The organism is Streptomyces sp. DH10 (assembly GCF_029813805.1).
Taxonomy (GTDB): Bacteria; Actinomycetota; Actinomycetes; order Streptomycetales; family Streptomycetaceae; genus Streptomyces; species Streptomyces coeruleofuscus.
Genome location: NZ_JARVKU010000011.1, coordinates 98,084 through 117,010 on the forward strand (window position 1 = coordinate 98,084; position 18,927 = coordinate 117,010).

The following is an 18,927-nucleotide window of genomic DNA, read 5'->3' on the forward strand; positions in this document are numbered from 1 at the left end:
ATCCGCGGCCCGCGGTGGCGTGTCTTCGCCCTGCCCCGCGGCCCGGACCGTTGGTCTCCGTCAGAAGTGGGTACCCACGGCCCATGCGAATGAGCGTGGTGGACGTGGGATCGAACACGGTCAGACTTGTGGTCGCGGACGCGGACGACGGCGTACCGCTTCCGGTGCACACCGCCAAGTGGCGGCTCAGGCTGTCCGAGCAGGTCACACCAGGGGGACCCATCCCGGAGCAGGCCGTCGAACAGCTGGTGCACGCGGTCGCCGAGGCGAGCCGGACCGCCACCCGTTGGGGTGCGGCCGGCCCGCTGGCGTTCGCGACCGCCGTGGTACGCGGCGCGCCGAACCGGCACGAGGTGCTGCACACCGTCCGGGCCCGTACGGGCGTGGACCTGTGCACCCTGCCGGGCGAGGTCGAGGCGGAACTGACGTTTCTGGGGGCCCGGCGCTGGATGGGCTGGCGGTCGGGGCCGCTCGCGCTGCTCGACATCGGCGGCGGCTCACTCGAAGTCGCCTTCGGGCGCGGCCGGTTGCCCGATTTCGTGGCCTCGCTGCCGCTGGGCGCGGGGCGGCTCACCCACGAGTTCTTCAAGGACGAGGACCCGCCGTCGCCGGAGCGGGTGCGGGCGCTGCGCCGCAAGGTCCGCCACCAGCTGCGGGACGTCGCGGCGCGGATCCGCTGGGAGGGCCCGCGCACCGCGGTCGCCACCTCCCGCACCTTCCAGCAGCTGGGACGGCTGTGCGGTACGGCACCCGGACGCCACGGCCCGTTCGTGGACCGGCAGTTGCACCGCACGGCGCTGCGGGAGGCGATCCCGCGGCTGGCCGCCCTGCCCGCCGCCGAGCGCGCGCTGCTGCCCGGCATCTCCGCGCCCCGGGCGGCGCAGAGCCTGGCCGGAGCGGTGGTCGCGCACACCGCGATGAAACTGACCGGCATCCGGTCCGTCACGGTCTGCCCGTGGGCGATCCGTGAGGGCGTGCTGCTGCGGCACATCGAGGACGGCCCCGCCTGGTGGGCGGAGGTCACCCGCCGCAACGAGGAGGCGGCCCCGCCCGACCCGGTGCCGCTGCGCATCGCCACCGCCTCCAGCTGAGCACCGGCGGACCGGACGGACGCACCGACGCAGAAAGGAGACCCCCGTGTCCCAGGACAAGAATCAGGACAGCTCCGGCAAGCAGCCCGAGACGGCGCTGGAGGAGGTCCTGCGCGAGATCGAGAACGCCGAGAACCGCACGCAGGACTCCGCCGAGCAGCGCCGCCACCGGGGCGAGGCCGGAGAGGCCATCACTCCCAACACGCGCGCCCAGGAGGAGTCCCGCGGGGACTGAAATGGGGAGTCAGGAGGGGCCGGGCCCACGCCCGGCCCTCGATGACGTGCCCAGTCCTTTCCACCCCAGTGCCTTTCCACGCCGGTGCTACGCGGGTAGGTGACCCCGGGCGCCGGCCGGGTACCCGGTGCGCATGGAGCACCACCGTGAAGAACCAGGACTGCCACCCTCGCGCGGCCCGCTGAGCGAGGGCGTCGAGGCGTACCTGCGGGGCGCGGGCCGGCTGCCCCGCCTCGAGGACGTCGCCCGTGCCGAGGTGTACGGCGAGGATCTCCAGCTGGCGCTCTACCTGTGCTACGAGCTGCACTACCGCGGGTTCGCGGGGGTGTCCCCCGACCGCGAGTGGGACCCGGGCCTGCTGCGTGTCCGGGCGGCCCTGGAGCACCGCTTCCTGTCCGCCCTGCGGGCCGATGCCCGGGTCCACGACAGCGTGGACGAGGCGCTGGCGGACCTCCTGGTCGAGCCCGTCGACGGCGCGGGTGTCACCCACTACCTGCGCGACGAGGGCGAGCTGTGGCACCTGCGCGAGTACGCGGCGCAGCGCTCCCTGTACCACCTCAAGGAGGCGGACCCGCACGCCTGGGTGCTGCCGCGGCTGTGGGGCCGGGCGAAGGCGGCGATGGCGGCGGTGGAGTTCGACGAGTGGGGCGGCGGCCGGGCCGACCGTGTGCACGCCCGGCTGTTCGCCGACCTGATGACGGACCTGGGCCTGGACACGACGTACGGCCGCTACCTCGACGCGGCGTGCGCCGAGGCCCTGGTCACGGTGAACCTCATGTCCCTCTTCGGCCTGCACCGGGCCCTCAGGGGTGCCCTGGTCGGCCACTTCGCGACGGTCGAGATCACCTCGTCACCGGGATCGCGGCGACTCGCCGAGGCCATGCGCCGCACCGGCGCCGGGCCGGCGGCCGAGCACTTCTACGACGAGCACGTCGAGGCCGACGCAGTCCACGAGCAGGTGGTGCGCCACGACGTCATCGGCGGTCTCCTGGCGGAGGAGCCGCACCTGGCCCCGGACGTCGCGTTCGGGATCGACGCCACCGAGTTCGTCGAGGACCGCTTCGCCACCCGGCTGCTCGCCGACTGGCGTGCGTCGCGTTCGTCACTGCATGCCCCGCTCGCCCTGGAAGCAGCCCATATCTCCTGAATGCCCGGGTACCCGAGCACCGTGAACCCACTGGTACCCCCGGGCGTGTACGCCCCACAGGAAGACACAGAGTTGCTGGCCGGCGCCCTGTTCGACGAGCCGTTGCCACCCGGCGCGGAGGTCCTGGACGTCGGCACCGGCACCGGTGCCCTGGCCTTGGAGGCCGCGCGACGGGGTTTCCGTGTGACCGCCGTGGACGTGTCGCGCAGGGCGGTGTGGGCCGCGCGGCTGAACGCCGTACGGGCGAGGCTGCCGGTCCGCATCCGGCGCGGCAATCTCTTCGATCCGGTGCGCGACGAGTCGTTCGACCTGATCCTGGCCAATCCGCCGTACGTGCCGGCGCCGGACGGTGCCCGACGGCCGCGGGGCGCGGCCCGGGCCTGGGACGCGGGCGACGACGGACGGCTGGTCGTGGACCGGATCTGCCGGGAGGCGCCTGAGCTGCTGCGTCCGGGCGGGGTGCTGCTGCTGGTGCAGTCCGCGCTGAGCGGCCCGGACGTGACCGTCGGGCAGCTGCGTGCGTCCGGCCTGAAGGCCGCGGTGACGTGCCGGCGGCGGATCGCGCTGGGCCCGGTGCTGCGGGGCCGGGAACGCTGGCTGCGGGAGCGGGGGCTGCTGCCGCCCGCCGAGGACAAGGAAGAGCTGGTGGTCGTCCGTGCCGAACTCCCCGTCTGACCGGTCCGCGACGCCGCGCCGCGTCACGGTCCAGCGCAAGGGCCCGCTGCTGATGGAGGGCCCGGTGGAGGTGGAACTGGAGGACGGTTCCGTCGTCACCTCGGACCGCTTCCGCGTGGCCCTGTGCACCTGCCGCCGCAGCCGGCGCTATCCGTGGTGCGACACGAGCCACCGCGACCGGGCCTGAGCCCGGCGGCGGTGGCCGGCGAACCCAGGGGCCGGCGGGCGGCCCCACTCCGCCCACCGGCCCCCTCGTACGAGATCGCAGGTCCCCGCGACAGCGGCCCGGCTCCCCAGCCTCGAACCGCTGTGTCTCACGGGAACGGCGCGATCCCGGTCTTTCAGAACGCGAAGACGCCGGAACCGTAGGCGTTCTTCACGCACTCGTTGGAGAACGTGCGCTCGTACGAGACCCTCTGGCCCTGCCAGACACCGTCGACGGTGACGACCACCGGGTCGTACTGCTTGGTGCACATCACGCCGTCCGCGGCGGTCAGGGCGTGGATGTCGCCGCCGACGCCGCGCAGTTCCGCGCAGGCCGAGGCGGCGACCGGGTGCGTGCCGGAGGACCTCGGGGCACAGGTCAGGGTGACCGCGCGTTCCGGAGTCGCTGCGGCCGCGCTCTCACCGTGGCCCACCGTGAGAACGAGGGCCGAGGGGGCGTAGAGCGCGGTGGGGGCCTGATCCGGAGTGGCGAGCGCGGACCCGGTGAGGGGTCCGCAGACGGCGGTGGCCGTCAAGCCGAGAGTCATGGCCCAGCGCGCGGTGTTCCGCATTGTGTGCATCCTTCCGCTCGATTACAGGGTGTGCCGGCCCGTGCTCGGTCGGTGCCCGGGACGGCGAACGCGAGTCTGCCGAGTCCGCCTCCGAAACACACATCGACCCCACCGGTTTCAGTAACCTTGCGTGTTGAATCAGTGGCGCGAAGTTACGGAACGCGCCCACGTGAAGCCCGTAACCGCGCGGGCTCCGGGATCACGAAGCGGCCAGATGGCCGATTTCCGCGTGTTCGTTAATAGGCCTGAAACATTCCGATTCCGCTCTCGGCCGACTGCTTCGCGACCCCTTGTGTTCATGCTCGGGCCGAGTAATCGTCATTACATGATTACGACAGAGCAGCGAGAGAAACTGCGCGGCTGGTTCGCCGGCCGCCTTCCCGACGACCTCTTCGAGGAACTGACCGAGATCACGGTCGACCGCGAGGAGATCACCGTGATCGGCCGCATCCCCGCACCCCGGCTGGCCGAGGACGCCCCGGCCGCCGAGCGGGAGGCGGCCCTGGAGAGCCGGGTGCAGGAGTTCCGGGAACGCACGCGTGAGGACCGGATGGCCGTGGCCCGGGAGGCCGAGCACCGGTTCCGCCGGAAGGTGTCCTGGGGTGTGGAGTGCGGCGGACGGCGGACGCTCTTCACACACGTGGCCGCGCCCGTGATGACGCGGCTGCGCCAGCCGGAGCGCCAGGTCCTCGACACCCTGATCGCCGGCGGCGTCGCCCGCAGCCGCAGCGACGCGCTGGCCTGGTGCGTGCGCCTGGTCCAGCGTCACACCGACGACTGGCTCGCGGAGTTGCGCGACTCCCTCGAACACGTGCAGCGGGTCCGGGCCCAGGGGCCGGACGCCGAGCCGGATCAAGCGGATCACGCCGAGCACACGGATGACGAGGAGTGACCCCGAAGTGGACGATCGGTCCACTCACAGCACCGGGAATGGATGAACCGTCCTCTGGTGTCGTCCGCCCGCGGCGCCCTACCGTCGGCAGCACCCCAGAGGACGGGATCCGCACGCCGCCGCACACCCACGCGCCGGCGAGCGGCCGTCCGCCATGCCGCCGCGCCACCCCGCGCTCCACCGCCCCGCCCCCGCCGGAGCCCTCTTGTCCTCGCCGGCCGAACGTCCCCCGGGTGCCGACCTCCCCTCCCCCGCCACGCCTCCCCCGTCCCTGACGGAGGTCGAGGCCCACGGTGTCGACCGCATCCCTGACGCCGAGCGCACCGCCACCCCGCTGGACCTGTTCCGGCTCGCCTTCGGCGGCGCCAACACCTTCTCCACCTGTGTCCTGGGCGCCTTCCCGATCCTGTTCGGCCTCTCCTTCTGGCAGGGCCTGACGGCCACGCTCCTCGGGGTCGTCGCGGGCGCGCTGATCCTGTGCCCCATGGGTGTACGGGCCCGAGGGCGCGCGGCTGGCCCGGACCGTCGAGGTGCCGGTGCCGCCGATCACCGGGCCCGGCGCCGAGGGGGCGCTGTCAGACCCTCCGGCTAAGTTGCCGGCATGACCGACTTCGTATTGGTGGCGGGGACGTGGCTCGGAGCGTGGGCGTGGGACGAGGTGGCCGCGGAATTGCGCGGAGCCGGGCACGACGTCCATCCGCTGACGCTCTCGGGCCTCGCCGAGAAGCAAGGTGTACCGGCCGGGCAGCGCACGCACGTGCGGGACGTCGTCGACGAGGTGGAGCGCCTCGGCCTGCGCGACGTCGTCCTCGTGGGGCACAGCTACGCGGGCATACCGGTCGGGCAGGCCGCCGAGCGGATCGGGGAGCGGCTGCGGCGCGTGGTGTTCGTCGACGCGAACGTGCCGGTGGACGGGGAGTCGTTCCTGTCGGGCTGGCCGAGCGGCCCCGTGCGGCAGGCGATCGCCGAGCACGACGGGGTCTGGCCGCCGCTCGGCCCGCCGGAGTACGCGGGGCAGGGACTGACGGACGAGCAGATCGCCCGGATCGTCGGCGGCTCACCGCATCCGGGTGCCACACTCACCGAACCGGCCGTGCTGGCAGGTCCCTTGGGCGAGCTCCCGGCGACGTATGTGAAGTGCCTCCTCGACCGGGACGAGCCGATGCCGGCGGTGGCCGAACTCCTCGAGAGTGAGAGCTGGGAGCTCGTGGAGCTGGACACCGGCCACTGGCCGATGTTCTCGCAGCCGCGCGCACTCGCCCGCATCCTGGACGCGGCAGGGGGCCGCCCCTGATCCGCCGTCGCGCACACCCCTCGGTATCGTCGGCCGTCGGGCACGGTCTCGACGAGGAGACGACGAGGGGCGGTTGCGTACGGTGGGCAAACACTGGGCGGACTTCCAGTACGAGATCTACCTGAATGGGATGACGGGTGCCGTACCGCGGCTGCCCACCGATCTGACCCGGCTGGAGGAGCTGACCGAGCAGCGGCTCGGGCCCGGCCCGGTCGGCTATGTGGCGGGCAGCGCGGGCAACGGCAGCACGGCCCGCGCCAACCGGACGGCCCTGGAGCGCCGCCGGATCGTGCCGCGCATGCTGCGGGACGTGCACGAGCGGGACCTGTCGGTCGAGGTGCTGGGCCGTGCCCTGCCGGCCCCGCTGGCACTGGCCCCGGTCGGCGTGCTGTCGATCATGCACCCGGACGCCGAGTGCGCCGCCGCGCGGGCCGCCGCCGCGCAGGGCGTGCCCTTCGTCCTGTCATCCGCGTCGAGCACACCGATGGAGCAGGTCGCCGAGGCGATGGGCGACGCCGAGCGCTGGTTCCAGCTGTACTGGCCCAGGGACCCCGAGGTGGCCCGCAGCTTCCTGAACCGAGCGCGGGCGGCCGGGTTCAGCGTGCTCGTGGTCACCCTGGACACGCCGCTGCTGGCATGGCGGCCGCGCGATCTCGACCAGGCGTATCTGCCGTTCCTGCACGGCGTCGGCACGGCCAACTACTTCTCGGACCCGGCCTTCCAGGCGGGTCTGGCCAAGCCGGTGCACGAGGATCCGAACGCGGCCGTGATGCACTTCGTGGGGATGTTCGCCGACCCGGCGAAGAGCTGGCCGGACCTGGCGTTCCTGCGGGAGAACTGGGACGGCCCGATCGTCCTCAAGGGTGTTCTGCACCCGGACGACGCCCGGCAGGCCGCGGAGGCGGGCATGGACGGTGTCGTCGTCTCCAACCACGGCGGGCGCCAGGTGGCCGGGTCCGTCGCGGCGGCCGACGCGCTGCCCCGCGTGGCGGATGCCGTGGGCGACCGGCTCACCGTCCTCTTCGACAGCGGCATCCGCACCGGCGACGACATCTTCAAGGCACTCGCCCTGGGCGCCCGCGCCGTCCTCGTCGGCCGCCCGTACGTCTACGGTCTCGGCCTCGACGGCCGGCCGGGCGTCGAACACGTCATCCGCTGCCTGCTGGCCGAACTCGACCTCACCCTCGCCCTGTCGGGCCACGCCACGCCGGGCACGATCGGCCCGGCCGACCTCGTCGAGGCCCCGGCCTGACAGCCGGGCTGCGCGGACGCGTGCGCCGCGCAGCCCGGCTCGGGCCCGGGGCCCGCCATGGTCACGCCGTGCGGTCGTGGGGCACGGTCACCCGCCGGGCCGCCGGACCCTCCTGTTCCTCGATCGACAGGGAGCCCGCCGCCGTCGGCACGGGCTCGGCCTGCCAGCGCTGCTCGTCGGAGCGGTCGCGGACCTTGACGACGATGTCGGCGCCGGGGTCGTCGTTGGTGGAGGCGAGGGCGAGCTGCTCGTCCCAGCGGGGCAGCAACTGCCCTCGCACGGTGAGGTCGTAGCGCACGTCCTCACCCCGCTCGGAGTCCTCCTCGGCGCAGGTGCCGAGGACGACGACGCCGGCGTCCTTGTGCGAGTCCAGGCACAGGCCGGGATCGGCGACGCTGCGCAGCAGCCCGTCGTTCTCGTACGTCCACTGCTGGGTCCACGTCGTCGAGCACTCCGCCAGCTTCGTCCCCGAGCCCTCCTTCGGCAGGTCCCGGACGTCGAGGCACAGGCCGGCGCCGGCGTTGCGCAGCCGCGTCACGCCCGGTGCCCCCGTGGGAAGCCCCGCCGTGCCGGGCGGCGTCACGGACTCGGTGCCGTTGCCGCCGGCGGCGCTGCTGGAGCCGGCCGGATCGGCCTGGCCGCCGTCGTAGGACGACACGTTGATGATGAGCACGGTCGCCAGCACCCCGGCCGACACCGCGCCGACGCCCGAGAGCAGCGCCCGTGAGGAGCGCACCGCGTCCGGGATGCGCGCGCCCGGAACCCGGCGCACCTGCACGGGGATCCGGGACAGCAGGCGGTGGCGTCCGCCCCCGGGACGCCCGTCGCCCCGTCCACCGCCGCGCCGGCCCGTACGCTTGCCCCGGGTGCCGTGCGAGGACCGGCCCGGGCGGGAGTCGAGGTAGCGGCGGGCTCCCCAGCCGAGCACCGCTTCGGCGATCAACGGGCCCAGCCCGCCCTCGAAATGGCTCAGTTGTTCGGCCGCGCTCCGGCAGTAGCGGCACTGCGCCAGATGTTCCTGGACGTCGGGCAGCAGTGCGCCGCCCCGGCGGATCGGGACGTCGAGGAGGCGGTTGTAGAAGCGGCAATCCTGGGTGGGCGCGAGTTCGCTATGAGCATGTACACAACCCTCGCGGAATGCGGCACGCGCTTGTTCGAGTGCGGCCGACGCGATGTCGGTATCCATGCCCAGCAGGCCGGCCGGGACGCTTAAAGGATCGGCCTCGACCTCGACGTGCCAGAGCAAACAGCGCGCGGCTGCGGGAAGTGCCTGAAATGCCCGCTCCGCGAGGGCGCGATTTTCGGGCGTCATGGACGTCGCCGCGCGCAGCCCGCGCCCTCCGGCCGGTTTCTGCAAGGCCGGCAGTACGGCGGATATCCGATCGTCGGCGGACCACTCCCGGACCGTGTCGCGCACGGTCACCAGGAGCGCCGGGCGCAGCGCGACGGCCGACTCGCCGAAGGCGAGGCGGTTGAGGGTCCGGTGGAAGGCGGTCCCCGTGACCATCTCGGCGACCTGCGCCGACGAGGCGAGACAGATGACCGCGTACTCGTGCACCGGCTGCCAGTGCCGCGCCATCAGCAGCGCGACGGAATGGGCGGCGACCCCGCCCTCCGGGCTGCCTCTCAGGGGGGCGGCGAGTGATTCATCGGATTCCCCGGCATCCCCGCCGGGCGGGGGATACGGAGGACGAGGGGGGTGGGGGGTGGGCACTGAGATGGTTCCTTCCCACGCGCATGTGACACACAGAAGTCCTGCCGCCGAAAAAGGAGCCCGGTTGGTGCGTACCTCTTTTGGCGCGGCGCGGGAGGTGCGAATTCACCTACGGCGAATCGGACCCGGTCTGCAAAACGCGTGCGACACTCGGCCATTCCCCCCGCACGTCTGTTTCACTCTTGCACAACCCCCACACGGCCAACAAGGCGCCCGTGCAACATCAAGCCCATTGACAGAAAGTCAGAAAGGGGAACACATACGCGCCGGTCGCACCGGTTTTCGACCTTTTCAGATCTGCCAGGACCGCAGCCGGTCGGCCGCGCCGTAGACGTCGGTGGTACCGGACATCAGGTCGCGGGCGAGGTCGACGAGGGCACCGTAGGGCGGGTCGATGCCGACGCCGCTGACGAACATGTAGGCCACGGCCGTCGCACACGCGAAGCGGGCGTTGGCCGAGGGCAGCGGGCGGAGCACGGTGATGGTGTGCAGCAGCGCGGCGGCCCGCCAGGCCGGGTCGGAGTTCACCCCGAGGCGCGGCGGGTCGACGCGGTGCCGGGCGACGGCGGCGACCAGCGCGGAGAAGTCGTTGACGGTGGGCTGGTCCGGCAGGACCTCTTCGTGGCGCTGAAGCAGCCAGGGCACGTCGATATGGATGACGGGTGCCATCGGTCAGGCGGCCCGCCCTTCGCCCTTGCTGGGCGGTTCGTCGTCGGGGAAGGCCGCGGCGAACTCGTCGGCGTGGGTCGCGAAGAACCTGCGGAAGGCCTCCGCCCCCTCCTGGAGGGCCCGGTGGCGCGCTATGTCGGCCGCGGCCGCCTCGCGCACGAGCGCCTTCATGGACGTACCGCGCTCCTTGGCGATCTGCCGCAAATCCTCAAGTTCGCGGTCGCTGAACTCCACGTTGAGAGCTGGCATGCCTTCACGGTACCGCTCGGGTACTGACTCGTAAATACCAGCAGGTCAGAGGGCAGACTGCGCGGTACCTGAGGCGGCGCACCCCGGCCATCCGCTGAGATCTGCATCACATCACATCTCCCGATGTCACATTCCGGGCTCCCCGGCGGCTCGCAGTAGTGACCGCGTCTTCTGGGAGGACCACGCATGACCGAGACCCCCGTCCCCGGCACCGCAGCCCCGCTCGACGTGGCGACCGGGGTGTTCGTGGACCATCGCGAGCTGCTGTTCGGCGTCGTCTACAACATGCTCGGCAGCGTCGCCGACACCGAGGACGTCCTCCAGGAGACATGGCTGTCCTGGACGGCCCGCGGCGGGGGCGCTCCCCTGGCCGGCGTCGACAATCCCCGGGCCTATCTGGTCCGGGTGGCGGTCAACCACGCGCTGCGGCGCCGGGCCGTGATCAGCCGCAGGCAGGAGACGTACGTGGGCTCCTGGCTGCCCGAGCCGCTGGTCGCCGACGAGGGTGCCGACAGCGCCGACGGCCCGGCCCTGCGCTCCGAGTCGGTGTCGCTGGCGATGCTGGTGGTCCTGGAGTCGCTGACCCCGCTGGAACGGGCCGTGTTCGTCCTGGGCGAGGTGTTCGGCTACCCGCACGCCGAGATAGCCGGGATCATCGACCGCTCCCCCGCCGCCGTACGGCAGTTGGCGCACCGGGCCCGGGAGCACGTGAACGCGCGGCGGCCGCGGTACGCGGCGCATCCGCGGGTGCGGCGGGAGGCGACCGAGCGGTTCGTACGGGCGGCACTCGGCGGTGACATCGCCGAGCTGATGGAGGTCCTCGCGCCGGACGTCACGGCGTGGACGGACGCCGGCGGCAAGCGCAAGCCGGCGAGCCTGCGCCCGGTGCACGGCCGGGACAAGGTGGCCCGCCTGCTCACGTCCGGGCGGGGCGGCCCGAGCAACCCGGTGTTCCGCTACCGGCGGGTCAACGGCGACGACGCGGCGGTGCTGTTCGACGGCGACGCGCCGTTCGCCGTCCTGGTGCTGGACCTCACCCCGGAGGGCGACCGGGTGCGGGGCATCTACGTCGTGGCCAACCCGGACAAGCTCGCCCACCTGCCCAGGGAGGCGGCGTGAGCGCCGGACGCGGCGAGCGTCTCGCCGACTGGTTCGACGGCCGCCTCGGCACTCACACGCTCGGCCGGAAGTACCTGCGCAAGGTGTTCCCCGACCACTGGTCCTTCCTGCTCGGCGAGATCTGCCTGTACAGCTTCGTGGTGCTGGTCCTCACCGGCGTGTACCTGACGCTGTTCTTCCATCCGTCGATGAACGAGGTGACCTACCAGGGGAGTTACACGCCGCTGAACGGCGTGCGGATGTCCGAGGCGTACGCCTCGACGCTGGACATCAGCTTCGACGTGCGCGGCGGGCTGCTGATCCGGCAGCTCCACCACTGGGCGGCGCTGGTCTTCGTCGCCGGGATGCTGACGCACATGATGCGGCACTTCTTCACGGGCTCGTTCCGCAAACCGCGGGAGGTCAACTGGCTGTTCGGCTGGCTGCTGCTCTTCCTCGGCCTGTTCGAGGGCCTGTTCGGCTACTCGCTGCCGGACGACCTGCTCTCGGGCACGGGCCTGAGGTTCGTGCACGGCGCGCTGCTGTCGGTGCCGATCGTGGGGACGTACCTGGCGATGTTCCTGTTCGGCGGCGAGTTCCCCGGCGACGACATCGTGGCCCGCTTCTACTCGCTGCACGTCCTGCTGATCCCCGGGGTGATGGCGGCGCTGATCGTCGTCCACGTGCTGCTGGTCGTGTACCACAAGCACACCCAGTTCGCGGGCCCCGGGCGCACCGAACGCAATGTCGTGGGCGCGCCCTTCATGCCGGTGTACCTCGCGAAGGCCGGCGGCTTCTTCTTCCTGGTGTTCGGGGTGCTCGCGCTGATGGCGGCGGTGGCGACGATCAACCCGGTGTGGTCCTACGGCCCCTACCGCGCCGACCAGGTGTCCACGGGCGCCCAGCCCGACTGGTACCTCGGCTTCGCCGAGGGCCTGGTGCGGATCATGCCCGGCTGGGAGGTCACGCTGTGGGGCCACACGCTGGTGCTGGGCGTGTTCATCCCGATCGTGGTGTTCCCGCTGCTGCTGCTCTTCATCGGCGTGTACCCGTTCCTGGAGGCCAGGTTCACCGGTGACAGGCACGAGCACCATCTGCTGGACCGGCCGCGCAACCGTCCGGTCCGCACGGCGATCGGGGCGGCCTGGATCAGCCTCTACCTGGTGCTGCTGGCGGGCGGCGGGAACGACATCGTGGCGACCCGCTTCCACCTGTCGATCAACACGGTGACCTGGGCGGTGCGGATCGCGATGTTCGTCGTGCCGGCGGTCGTCTTCGTCGTCACCCGCCGGATCTGCCTGGGGCTCCAGCTGCGCGACCGGGAGCTGGTGCTGCACGGCCGGGAGACCGGCGTGATCAAGCGGCTGCCGCACGGCGAGTACGTCGAGGTGCACGAGCCGCTCGACCAGGCCCGGCTGCACACCCTGACCGCCCATGAGCGGCCCGGGGAACTCGTGGTCAGGAGCGGGCGCGACAGAACTCCCGGACGGTCCGGTTGAACGATTCCGGGGCCTCGATGTTGCTGAGGTGCCCGGTGCCGGGCAGCACGACCAGGGTGGCCTCCGGGATCGCCTCCAAGAGGGGACGGGCGACGAGATCCACCGGCGAGCGTGCGTCCAGCTCGCCCCACAGCAGCAGGGTCGGCACCGTGATCTTGGACAGCAGGTCGCGCTGGTCGGCCTCGGCCATGATGGTGAGCTCCGTCCGCATGCTCCGGGGCCGGGTGTCGGCGGACATCACGGACAACAGGCGGACGGCTTCGGCCGGTGGCCGCCCGGCGAACAGGCCGGGCATGGTCGGTGCGAACTCCTCGTCCGGGACCGCGAGCATCCGCTCCGCCCCCTCGACCCGCTTGCGCACCTCCGCCGCGGGCAACGAGCCCTTCCAGCCGGCGTAGGTGTCCACGAGGAGCAGGGTCCGGACGAGCTCGGCGTGGTGCCGGTAGAGCTCCAGCACGACGGTCCCGCCCCACGACAGGCCGAGGACGTGCGCCGGACCGAGGTCCACGTCCTCGATGACGGCCGCCAGGCAGCGGGCGTAGTCCGCGAGGACGAAGGAGGGCGGTACGTCGGAGGAACGGCCGGCGCCGGGCTCGTCCCAGGCGACCACGGTGAACTCGTCGGCCAGGTCCGCGACCTGCGGACGCCACAGGCGGGCGTCGGTGGTGGCGCCGTGCGCGAGCACCAGGGGCGGGCCCTGGCCCACCCGGTCGTAGGCGACCTCGATGCCGTCGACCCGCACCGCGTGCATGACACCAGGCTACGCGCGGGTGCCGGAGGCGTCCTGTCGGCGGACTCCCCCGGCACCCGGCGTGCTCGTACGATCCCTACCCCTGGTCCGCCACGAAGGCGGCCATGCGGGTCAGGGCGGCGTTCCAGTTGATCGTGTGCTCGTTGGTCGACCAGGACTGGATGTCGTCGATGTAGCAGAACTGGCCGACGCAGCCCTGGAGTTTGCTCTGTGCGTAGGGGTCCTGGATGCTCGAGTTCGGCCCGCCCGCGAGGGTGCCCTTCGGCGGGTTCGGTTGGTTCGGGTCGAGCTGGCGGGCGTACCAGCGGCTGTGCTGGTTCTGGGCGCTGACCTCGCCGTAGCCGGTGACGTAGGAGATGTTCAGGGCGTTGCGGCCCAGGATGTAGTCCATGCTCTGGAGCGCGCCGTCGCGGTACTTCGAGGCGCCGGTGATGTCGTACGCGGTGGCGAGGACGACGGCGTTGTTGAGGACCTGGTGGCTGGAGCCCCAGTCGTACTTGTTGCCGTCCGGGGCGTACGGCATGCCGTAGGGGTGTGCCTTCAGGGTGGCCAGGTAGCGGTCGGCGCCCTTGACGACGGACTGGCGGACCTTGTCCCGGCCGGGCAGCCTGCTCGGCACCGAGGCGAGGTCGAGCCGTCCCGCCGCGCCCGTGCGGGCCCAGTCGAAGCCGATGGGCTTGAAGAGGTCGGCCGTGTGGACCGGCGACTTCAGGACGTAGTCCTGGAACTGCTTCTCACCCGTGCTGAGGTACAGCTCGGCCGCCGCCCAGTAGAAGTCGTCGGTGACGTCGCTGTCGGCGTAGGCGCCGCCGCCGACGCCGTCGCTCTCGGAGGCGTAGCGGTCGGGGTGGGCCAGCGCCGCCGTCCATGCCTTGCGGGCGGCCGCCAGCGCCCTGTCGGCGAATGCCCTGTCGTAGGGCCGGTAGAGGCGGGCCGCCTGTGCGGCCGTGGCCGCGAGGTTCAGGGTGGCCGCGGTGGACGGCGGGTGCAGTTCCCGCTTCTGCGGGTCGTCACTGGGCAGCAGCGGCAATCCGGTCCACTGCTCGTCGTGCATCTTGTGGTGGGCCATGCCGGCCAGCGGCTTGCCGTCGGGCACCTGCATCCTGAGCAGGAACTCCAGTTCCCAGCGGGCCTCGTCGAGGATGTCGGGGACCTTGTTGGCGCTCTCGGGGATGTCGAGCGTGCCGTCGCCGAGCTTGCGGGGGTCGCCGGTGCGGGCGTGCAGCGCGCGCTCGTGGGTGCTCAGCACCTCCCAGGTGGAGATGCCGCCGTTGACGACGTACTTGCCGTGGTCGCCTGCGTCGTACCAGCCGCCGCTGACGTCCAGGGTGTAGTCGCAGACGCCGGGCTGGCACGGGACGTCGGTGTCGCCCTTGTTGGGGGCCACGCCCACGTGACCGGCCGGCCGGCCGTAGCCGGGCCGCAGGTCGTCGCGTATCGCGATGCCGCTGCGCTGGGTGTAGTAGTACTTCGCCGAGTCCAGCCGGAGCCGCTCGTAGGCGCTGGCGTCGATGTCGAAGGGGCGGCTGGTCTCGCCGTCGGCGACGAGTGTGAGGCCCGTGCCCTTCTTGCGGTACGCGCCGAAGTCGATCGAGTGGACGTTCTGCCCGGAGGAGGCGTCGACGCCGCGCGGCACGGTCGTGCCCCGGGCGACCGTCTTCCCGCCGGAGGTCCTCAGCTCCCAGGGCAGTTTCGCCGTGGCGTCGGTGACCAGGGTGGCGTTCTTCGGCCCTGCGGGCAGATAGCCGACCTGGTTGACGCGGACCCGGGGCCCGGTGTCGGGCTCGTACGGCTCCGGCGTCACCCCGCCGAGCAGGGAGACGTCGTCCATGCAGAAGCGCCAGGGATCCGCGCTGCCGCCGAGCTGGAAGCCGACCTGGCCCTGGGTGGTGTCGGCGGGTGCGGTGAAGGTGTAGGAGTAGGTGTCGCCGGAGACGCTGAGCTGCGGTGTCACCTCGTGGTAAGTGTCGTACGGCGACACGGACAGGCCCACGATCGCCCGCACGACGTGCCCGGCGGGCGTGCCGGTCGCGCTGAACGAGAAGCGGTACGACTCCCCCTTCACGAGGGTGATGTCGTTCTGCCCCACGGCGGCGTCCCAGCGGTTGGTGGTGCCGCCGGGGACGTCGGCGCAGAGCCTGCCGTCGGACAGCCCCGCGGTCACGTTGCTGGTGGCCCACCACGGGTCCATGGTCGTGTCGAAGGTGCCGTTCCTGACCTGCTCGACCTCCTCGGCCCCGGCCGGTGCGGAGGGCAGCGCGGTGAGCGCGGTCGCCAGCAGGGCCGTCAGGGACAACAGGGCGGTTCTGCGTCGTTTCACGTCCGGGCTCCTCTGGAGAGGTGCGGGTGGCGCTCTGCGTGGGAGCGCTCCCAGATGTGGATGCCCGCCATGGTTGTGGCTGATGTGACGCCCCGTCAACGGTCCGGACAGGACTGACTGTTCATCGCCCGTCCGGACCGTCGTGCCCGAGGAGTCAGGCGGCCGGGGTCTCCAGCCTGCTGATGCGGAGGGCGCCCCGGGCCTCGTCGGGGTGGCGGCTCGTCATCGTGAGCCGGATCCGGGAGCCGCGGACGGCCCTGAAGGTGATCACCGTCGGGGTGTCGGAGGCGGTGGCCCAGTCGATCGCCGTGTCCTCCACGGCCCGCCACGCACGGCCGTCCCACACCGCCACCTCGACGGACGCAGGCAGGCTGTGCGTGGCGTCCACGGTGAAGGAGACGTCCACCCGGTCGAAGCCGCGGGTGCGTCCGTGGTCGACCGTGACCCAGTCCTCGGTGCGGGCGCCGTCGAAAGCCGGCAGCAGGGCCGTGGCCTGCTTGTGGAAGCCGTTGGACCAGCCGGTGGCCGGGTCGCCGTCGAGCATGGCGGCGGGCAGGGTGTCCGGGCGGCCGGAGTAACTGGCGTCCGCGTGCGGGTAGTCGACGGGCGCCGGGTGCTCCGGCCGGAAGGCGGGCGGGGCCGTCTCGGCCCGGTCCGCCGCCCTGGTGGCGCGTACGGTCGCCGTGCCGGTGCGCAGGCCGTCGGCGCGGGCGGACACCCTCACCGTGCCCGTCTTGGTGCCGGAGCGGACGATGGCGAGGGCCTTGCCGTGGAAGGCGGTGCGGGTGCTCGCCTGGTAGCGCTCGGCGCTCTCCTGGCGGCCGTTGTCGAGCCCGGCGAGCGAGCCGCCCGCCACCTCGAAGGAGAGCAGGTGCTCCGCGTCGGGCACCACCACACCGCGCCGGTCGACCACCTCGGCGGTCACGAAGACCAGCGAACGCCCGTCGGCGGCGCAGGACTTGCGGTCCGGCGTCAGGCGTATCGCGTGCGGGGCGCCGGCGGTGCGCAGCACGTCGGTGGCGACCACCCTGCCGTCCCGCCGCGCGACGGCCTTCAGCTCGCCCGGCGCGTAGGGCACCTTCCAGGTCAGGTGCAGCTTGCCGGCGCTGCCGTTCGGGCTGGTGTAGCTGCCGGGGTAGGGGCCGTCGGTGAAGGTCTTGTCGTCGCCGGTCGCCTCGGTCGTCTCCAGGTACGTGCGGCCGTCGACGGTCTTCTTGGTGTCGAACCGCCGTGCGCCCAGGGACTTTCCGTTGAGGTACAGCTCGACGGTGTCGACGTTGGCGTAGGCCCAGACCTCGACCGTGTCGCCCTCGGCGTGATTCCAGGTCATCGGCAGCAGATGGACCATCGGCTTGTCGGTCCACTGGCTCTGGAACAGGTAGTACATGTCCTTGGGGAAGCCCGCGGTGTCGACCGCGCCGAAGAAGGACGCCTTGACCGGGAAGACGTCGTACGGCGTGGGCTCGCCGATGTAGTCGATGCCCGACCACAGGAACTGCCCGGTGAACCACTTGCGGTCCCGGTCCTTCTTGTGGCCGTACTCGCCGCTCATGGTCCAGGAGGCGAGGTTGTTGTCGTAGGAGGAGGTGCCGCGCCTCCCCGGCGTGTAGTTCTCGCCGGTGTTGAGGTGTTCGGGCTCCTGGTACTCGCCCCGGGTCGAGGTCTCCGAGGAGGACTCGGACTCGAAGAGGAAGAGGTGCGGGTAGGCCGCGTGCAGCTGGTCCACCGACTTGGCGGTGTTGTAGTTGAGGCCGAGGCCGTCCAGCTTGGCCAGCATCAGATCGGCCGCGGAGCCCTTGGCGGGCAGGCGGCGGTACTTGTCGGAGCCGATGACCAGCGGGCGGGTGTCGTCGGCGGCCCTGATCGCGGCGATGATCCGGTCGGCCATGGCGAGACCGGCGGTGGAGGTGGAGTCGGGAACCTCGTTGCCGATGGACCACATCAGCACGGCGGGCGAGTTGCGGGCCGCCAGCACCATCTCGGTGGCGTCCTTCTCGCACCACTCGTCGAAGAACCGGCCGTAGTCGTACCGGTTCTTCCCGGTGCGCCAGCAGTCGAACGCCTCCACCAGCATGACGATGCCCAGCTCCTCGCAGACCTGGATCACCTCGGGCGCGGGCGGGTTGTGGGAGGTCCGCAGGGCGTTGACGCCCATGGACAGCATGATCTCCATCTGGCGGCGGACGGCGTCGATGCTGACCGCGGCGCCGAGCGCGCCCAGGTCGTGGTGGAGGTCGACGCCCTTGAGCTTGTGGTGGGTGCCGTTGAGGAAGAAGCCCTCGTCCGGGTCGAACCGGAAGGTGCGGAAGCCGAAGGGCGTGCGGTAGGTGTCGGTGGTCCTGCCGCCGACGCGCAGTTCGGTGTGCAGGGTGTAGCGGTGCGGGGCCGCGATGTCCCACAGCTCCGGGCGCCGGACGGTGAGTTCGTGGGTCTCGGTCCTCTCGCCGGTGACGGGGGCCGTGGAGGAGGTACGGGCGACCGTCCGGCCCTTCGGGTCGACGATCCGGGAGACGACCTCGACGTCGGCGCCCGCGCCCGACGCGTTCACGACCCACGTGTCGACGCGGACGACGGCCCGTTCGGCGGAGATCTCGGGGGTGGTGGTGACGCGGGTGCCCCAGCGGGCCACGTGCACCGGCTCGGTGATCACCAGGCGGGCCTCGCGGTAGATGCCGCTGCCCGAATACCAGCGGCTGCTGGGGAGCCGGTTCTGGACCTTGACCGCGAGCACGTTCTCGGTGGTGCCGTCGGTGTGCACCAGGTCGGTGAGGTCGAGCGCGAAGCCGGTGTAGCCGTACGGGTGACGGCCGGCCTCCTTGCCGTTGCAGTAGACGGAGGAGTCCATGTAGACACCGTCGAACTCCACCGAGATCCGCTTGCCGGCGAGGGCGGGCGGCAGAGTGAAGGCGAGGCGGTACCAGCCGAGGCCGCCGGGGAGGAAGCCGGTGCCGCTGGTGGTGCCGTGCTCGGTGGTGGGGGTCTGCTCGATGCTCCAGTCGTGCGGGACGGCGACCTCGCGCCAGCCGGAATCGTCGTGCCCGGGAAGGTGGGCGTCGGCGAAGGCGCCGGTCGGGTCGGTGATCCCGCCCGGGTTGACCAGTGCGAAGCGCCAGCCGTCGCGCAGGGCGACGGTGCGGCGGCCGGACGCGCCGCGCGCCTCCTCGGCGGCCCACGCCTCCGGAGCACCCAGCAGTGTTCCGGCCGCGGGCGCGGCGGCGGAGGCGAGCAGGACCGATCTGCGCGTGACCGACATGACGGCTCTCCC

General features: G+C 72.0%; 17 protein-coding genes and 1 pseudogene. 11 read left to right on the forward strand and 7 right to left on the reverse strand.

Annotation, left to right across the window (positions count from 1 at the left end):
* Positions 1-83 precede the first annotated feature (83 nt).
* The 5 genes from QC385_RS23015 to QC385_RS23035 all read left to right on the forward strand — a co-directional run bounded on the left by QC385_RS23015 (position 84) and on the right by QC385_RS23035 (position 3,335).
* A complete protein-coding gene (locus tag QC385_RS23015) occupies positions 84-1,091 on the forward strand; it encodes a Ppx/GppA phosphatase family protein (protein WP_279543221.1) in 1,008 nt (335 codons plus the stop codon).
* Between the two features lie 46 nt (positions 1,092-1,137).
* Positions 1,138-1,326: a hypothetical protein gene (locus QC385_RS23020; RefSeq protein WP_279543222.1), complete on the forward strand. Its 189-nt coding sequence runs from the start codon at positions 1,138-1,140 to the stop codon at positions 1,324-1,326.
* A gap of 133 nt (positions 1,327-1,459) precedes the next feature.
* Positions 1,460-2,473 (forward strand): iron-containing redox enzyme family protein, encoded by a 1,014-nt coding sequence (locus tag QC385_RS23025; RefSeq protein ID WP_279543223.1) that lies wholly within the window; start codon positions 1,460-1,462, stop codon positions 2,471-2,473.
* The gene (locus QC385_RS23030; RefSeq protein ID WP_279543224.1) at positions 2,474-3,148 is read left to right on the forward strand and encodes a HemK2/MTQ2 family protein methyltransferase; all 675 of its coding nucleotides are present in this window, start codon (positions 2,474-2,476) and stop codon (positions 3,146-3,148) included. It abuts the gene before it with no gap.
* Positions 3,129-3,335, forward strand: coding sequence for a CDGSH iron-sulfur domain-containing protein (locus QC385_RS23035; protein WP_279543225.1), 207 nt, complete (start codon positions 3,129-3,131; stop codon positions 3,333-3,335). The genes QC385_RS23030 and QC385_RS23035 overlap by 20 nt, the downstream gene beginning before the upstream one ends.
* A 154-nt stretch (positions 3,336-3,489) precedes the next feature.
* On the opposite strand, the gene QC385_RS23040 is transcribed toward QC385_RS23035, so the two are convergent.
* Entirely contained in the window at positions 3,490-3,924 is a 435-nt protein-coding gene (locus QC385_RS23040; protein WP_279543226.1) for a protease inhibitor, read from the reverse strand.
* Between the two features lie 325 nt (positions 3,925-4,249).
* On the opposite strand from QC385_RS23040, the gene QC385_RS23045 reads away from it, so the two are divergent.
* The 4 genes and pseudogenes from QC385_RS23045 to QC385_RS23060 all read left to right on the forward strand — a co-directional run bounded on the left by QC385_RS23045 (position 4,250) and on the right by QC385_RS23060 (position 7,362).
* Entirely contained in the window at positions 4,250-4,816 is a 567-nt protein-coding gene (locus QC385_RS23045) for a hypothetical protein (RefSeq protein WP_279543227.1), read from the forward strand.
* Positions 4,817-4,970: 154 nt separating this feature from the next.
* Positions 4,971-5,309: pseudogene (locus QC385_RS23050) on the forward strand (cytosine permease); the annotation flags it as partial.
* A gap of 108 nt (positions 5,310-5,417) precedes the next feature.
* Entirely contained in the window at positions 5,418-6,110 is a 693-nt protein-coding gene (locus QC385_RS23055) for an alpha/beta fold hydrolase (RefSeq protein ID WP_279543228.1), read from the forward strand.
* Between the two features lie 82 nt (positions 6,111-6,192).
* Complete coding sequence (locus tag QC385_RS23060; protein ID WP_279543230.1) at positions 6,193-7,362, forward strand: lactate 2-monooxygenase; 1,170 nt, start codon at positions 6,193-6,195, stop codon at positions 7,360-7,362.
* Between the two features lie 61 nt (positions 7,363-7,423).
* Here QC385_RS23060 and QC385_RS23065 read toward each other — a convergent pair whose 3' ends face one another.
* The 3 genes from QC385_RS23065 to QC385_RS23075 all read right to left on the reverse strand — a co-directional run bounded on the left by QC385_RS23065 (position 7,424) and on the right by QC385_RS23075 (position 9,994).
* Positions 7,424-9,076 (reverse strand): RICIN domain-containing protein, encoded by a 1,653-nt coding sequence (locus QC385_RS23065; RefSeq protein WP_279543231.1) that lies wholly within the window; start codon positions 9,074-9,076, stop codon positions 7,424-7,426.
* Positions 9,077-9,367: 291 nt separating this feature from the next.
* Complete coding sequence (locus tag QC385_RS23070) at positions 9,368-9,745, reverse strand: toxin Doc (protein WP_279543233.1); 378 nt, start codon at positions 9,743-9,745, stop codon at positions 9,368-9,370.
* Positions 9,746-9,748: 3 nt separating this feature from the next.
* Positions 9,749-9,994: a hypothetical protein gene (locus QC385_RS23075; protein ID WP_003994883.1), complete on the reverse strand. Its 246-nt coding sequence runs from the start codon at positions 9,992-9,994 to the stop codon at positions 9,749-9,751.
* 186 nt (positions 9,995-10,180) lie between these two features.
* Between QC385_RS23075 and QC385_RS23080 the strand changes: the two genes are divergently transcribed.
* Both QC385_RS23080 and qcrB read left to right on the forward strand, forming a co-directional pair.
* On the forward strand, positions 10,181-11,113 hold the full coding sequence (locus tag QC385_RS23080; protein WP_279543234.1) for a sigma-70 family RNA polymerase sigma factor: 933 nt from the start codon (positions 10,181-10,183) through the stop codon (positions 11,111-11,113).
* Complete coding sequence (gene qcrB, locus QC385_RS23085) at positions 11,110-12,591, forward strand: cytochrome bc1 complex cytochrome b subunit (RefSeq protein ID WP_279543235.1); 1,482 nt, start codon at positions 11,110-11,112, stop codon at positions 12,589-12,591. The genes QC385_RS23080 and qcrB overlap by 4 nt, the downstream gene beginning before the upstream one ends.
* On the opposite strand, the gene QC385_RS23090 is transcribed toward qcrB, so the two are convergent.
* The 3 genes from QC385_RS23090 to QC385_RS23100 all read right to left on the reverse strand — a co-directional run bounded on the left by QC385_RS23090 (position 12,551) and on the right by QC385_RS23100 (position 18,915).
* A complete protein-coding gene (locus QC385_RS23090) occupies positions 12,551-13,342 on the reverse strand; it encodes an alpha/beta fold hydrolase (protein ID WP_279543237.1) in 792 nt (263 codons plus the stop codon). The two genes, qcrB and QC385_RS23090, sit on opposite strands and share 41 nt — an antisense overlap.
* Before the next feature lie 76 nt (positions 13,343-13,418).
* Positions 13,419-15,662 carry a glycoside hydrolase family 9 protein gene (locus QC385_RS23095; RefSeq protein WP_279543238.1) on the reverse strand — a complete coding sequence of 748 codons (2,244 nt, stop codon included), beginning with the start codon at positions 15,660-15,662 and terminating at the stop codon, positions 13,419-13,421.
* 154 nt (positions 15,663-15,816) lie between these two features.
* Complete coding sequence (locus QC385_RS23100; RefSeq protein WP_279543239.1) at positions 15,817-18,915, reverse strand: glycoside hydrolase family 2 TIM barrel-domain containing protein; 3,099 nt, start codon at positions 18,913-18,915, stop codon at positions 15,817-15,819.
* Positions 18,916-18,927 lie beyond the last annotated feature (12 nt).

Coding starts and splice junctions, on each gene's coding strand:
- QC385_RS23025 (WP_279543223.1), top strand. CDS start 1,460: ATGGAGCACCACCGTGAAGAACCAGGACTGCCACCCTCGCGCGGCCCG.
- QC385_RS23040 (WP_279543226.1), bottom strand. CDS start 3,924: ATGCGGAACACCGCGCGCTGGGCCATGACTCTCGGCTTGACGGCCACC.
- QC385_RS23055 (WP_279543228.1), top strand. CDS start 5,418: ATGACCGACTTCGTATTGGTGGCGGGGACGTGGCTCGGAGCGTGGGCG.
- QC385_RS23045 (WP_279543227.1), top strand. CDS start 4,250: ATGATTACGACAGAGCAGCGAGAGAAACTGCGCGGCTGGTTCGCCGGC.
- QC385_RS23080 (WP_279543234.1), top strand. CDS start 10,181: ATGACCGAGACCCCCGTCCCCGGCACCGCAGCCCCGCTCGACGTGGCG.
- QC385_RS23015 (WP_279543221.1), top strand. CDS start 84: ATGCGAATGAGCGTGGTGGACGTGGGATCGAACACGGTCAGACTTGTG.
- QC385_RS23070 (WP_279543233.1), bottom strand. CDS start 9,745: ATGGCACCCGTCATCCATATCGACGTGCCCTGGCTGCTTCAGCGCCAC.
- QC385_RS23100 (WP_279543239.1), bottom strand. CDS start 18,915: ATGTCGGTCACGCGCAGATCGGTCCTGCTCGCCTCCGCCGCCGCGCCC.
- QC385_RS23075 (WP_003994883.1), bottom strand. CDS start 9,994: ATGCCAGCTCTCAACGTGGAGTTCAGCGACCGCGAACTTGAGGATTTG.
- QC385_RS23030 (WP_279543224.1), top strand. CDS start 2,474: ATGCCCGGGTACCCGAGCACCGTGAACCCACTGGTACCCCCGGGCGTG.
- QC385_RS23090 (WP_279543237.1), bottom strand. CDS start 13,342: ATGCACGCGGTGCGGGTCGACGGCATCGAGGTCGCCTACGACCGGGTG.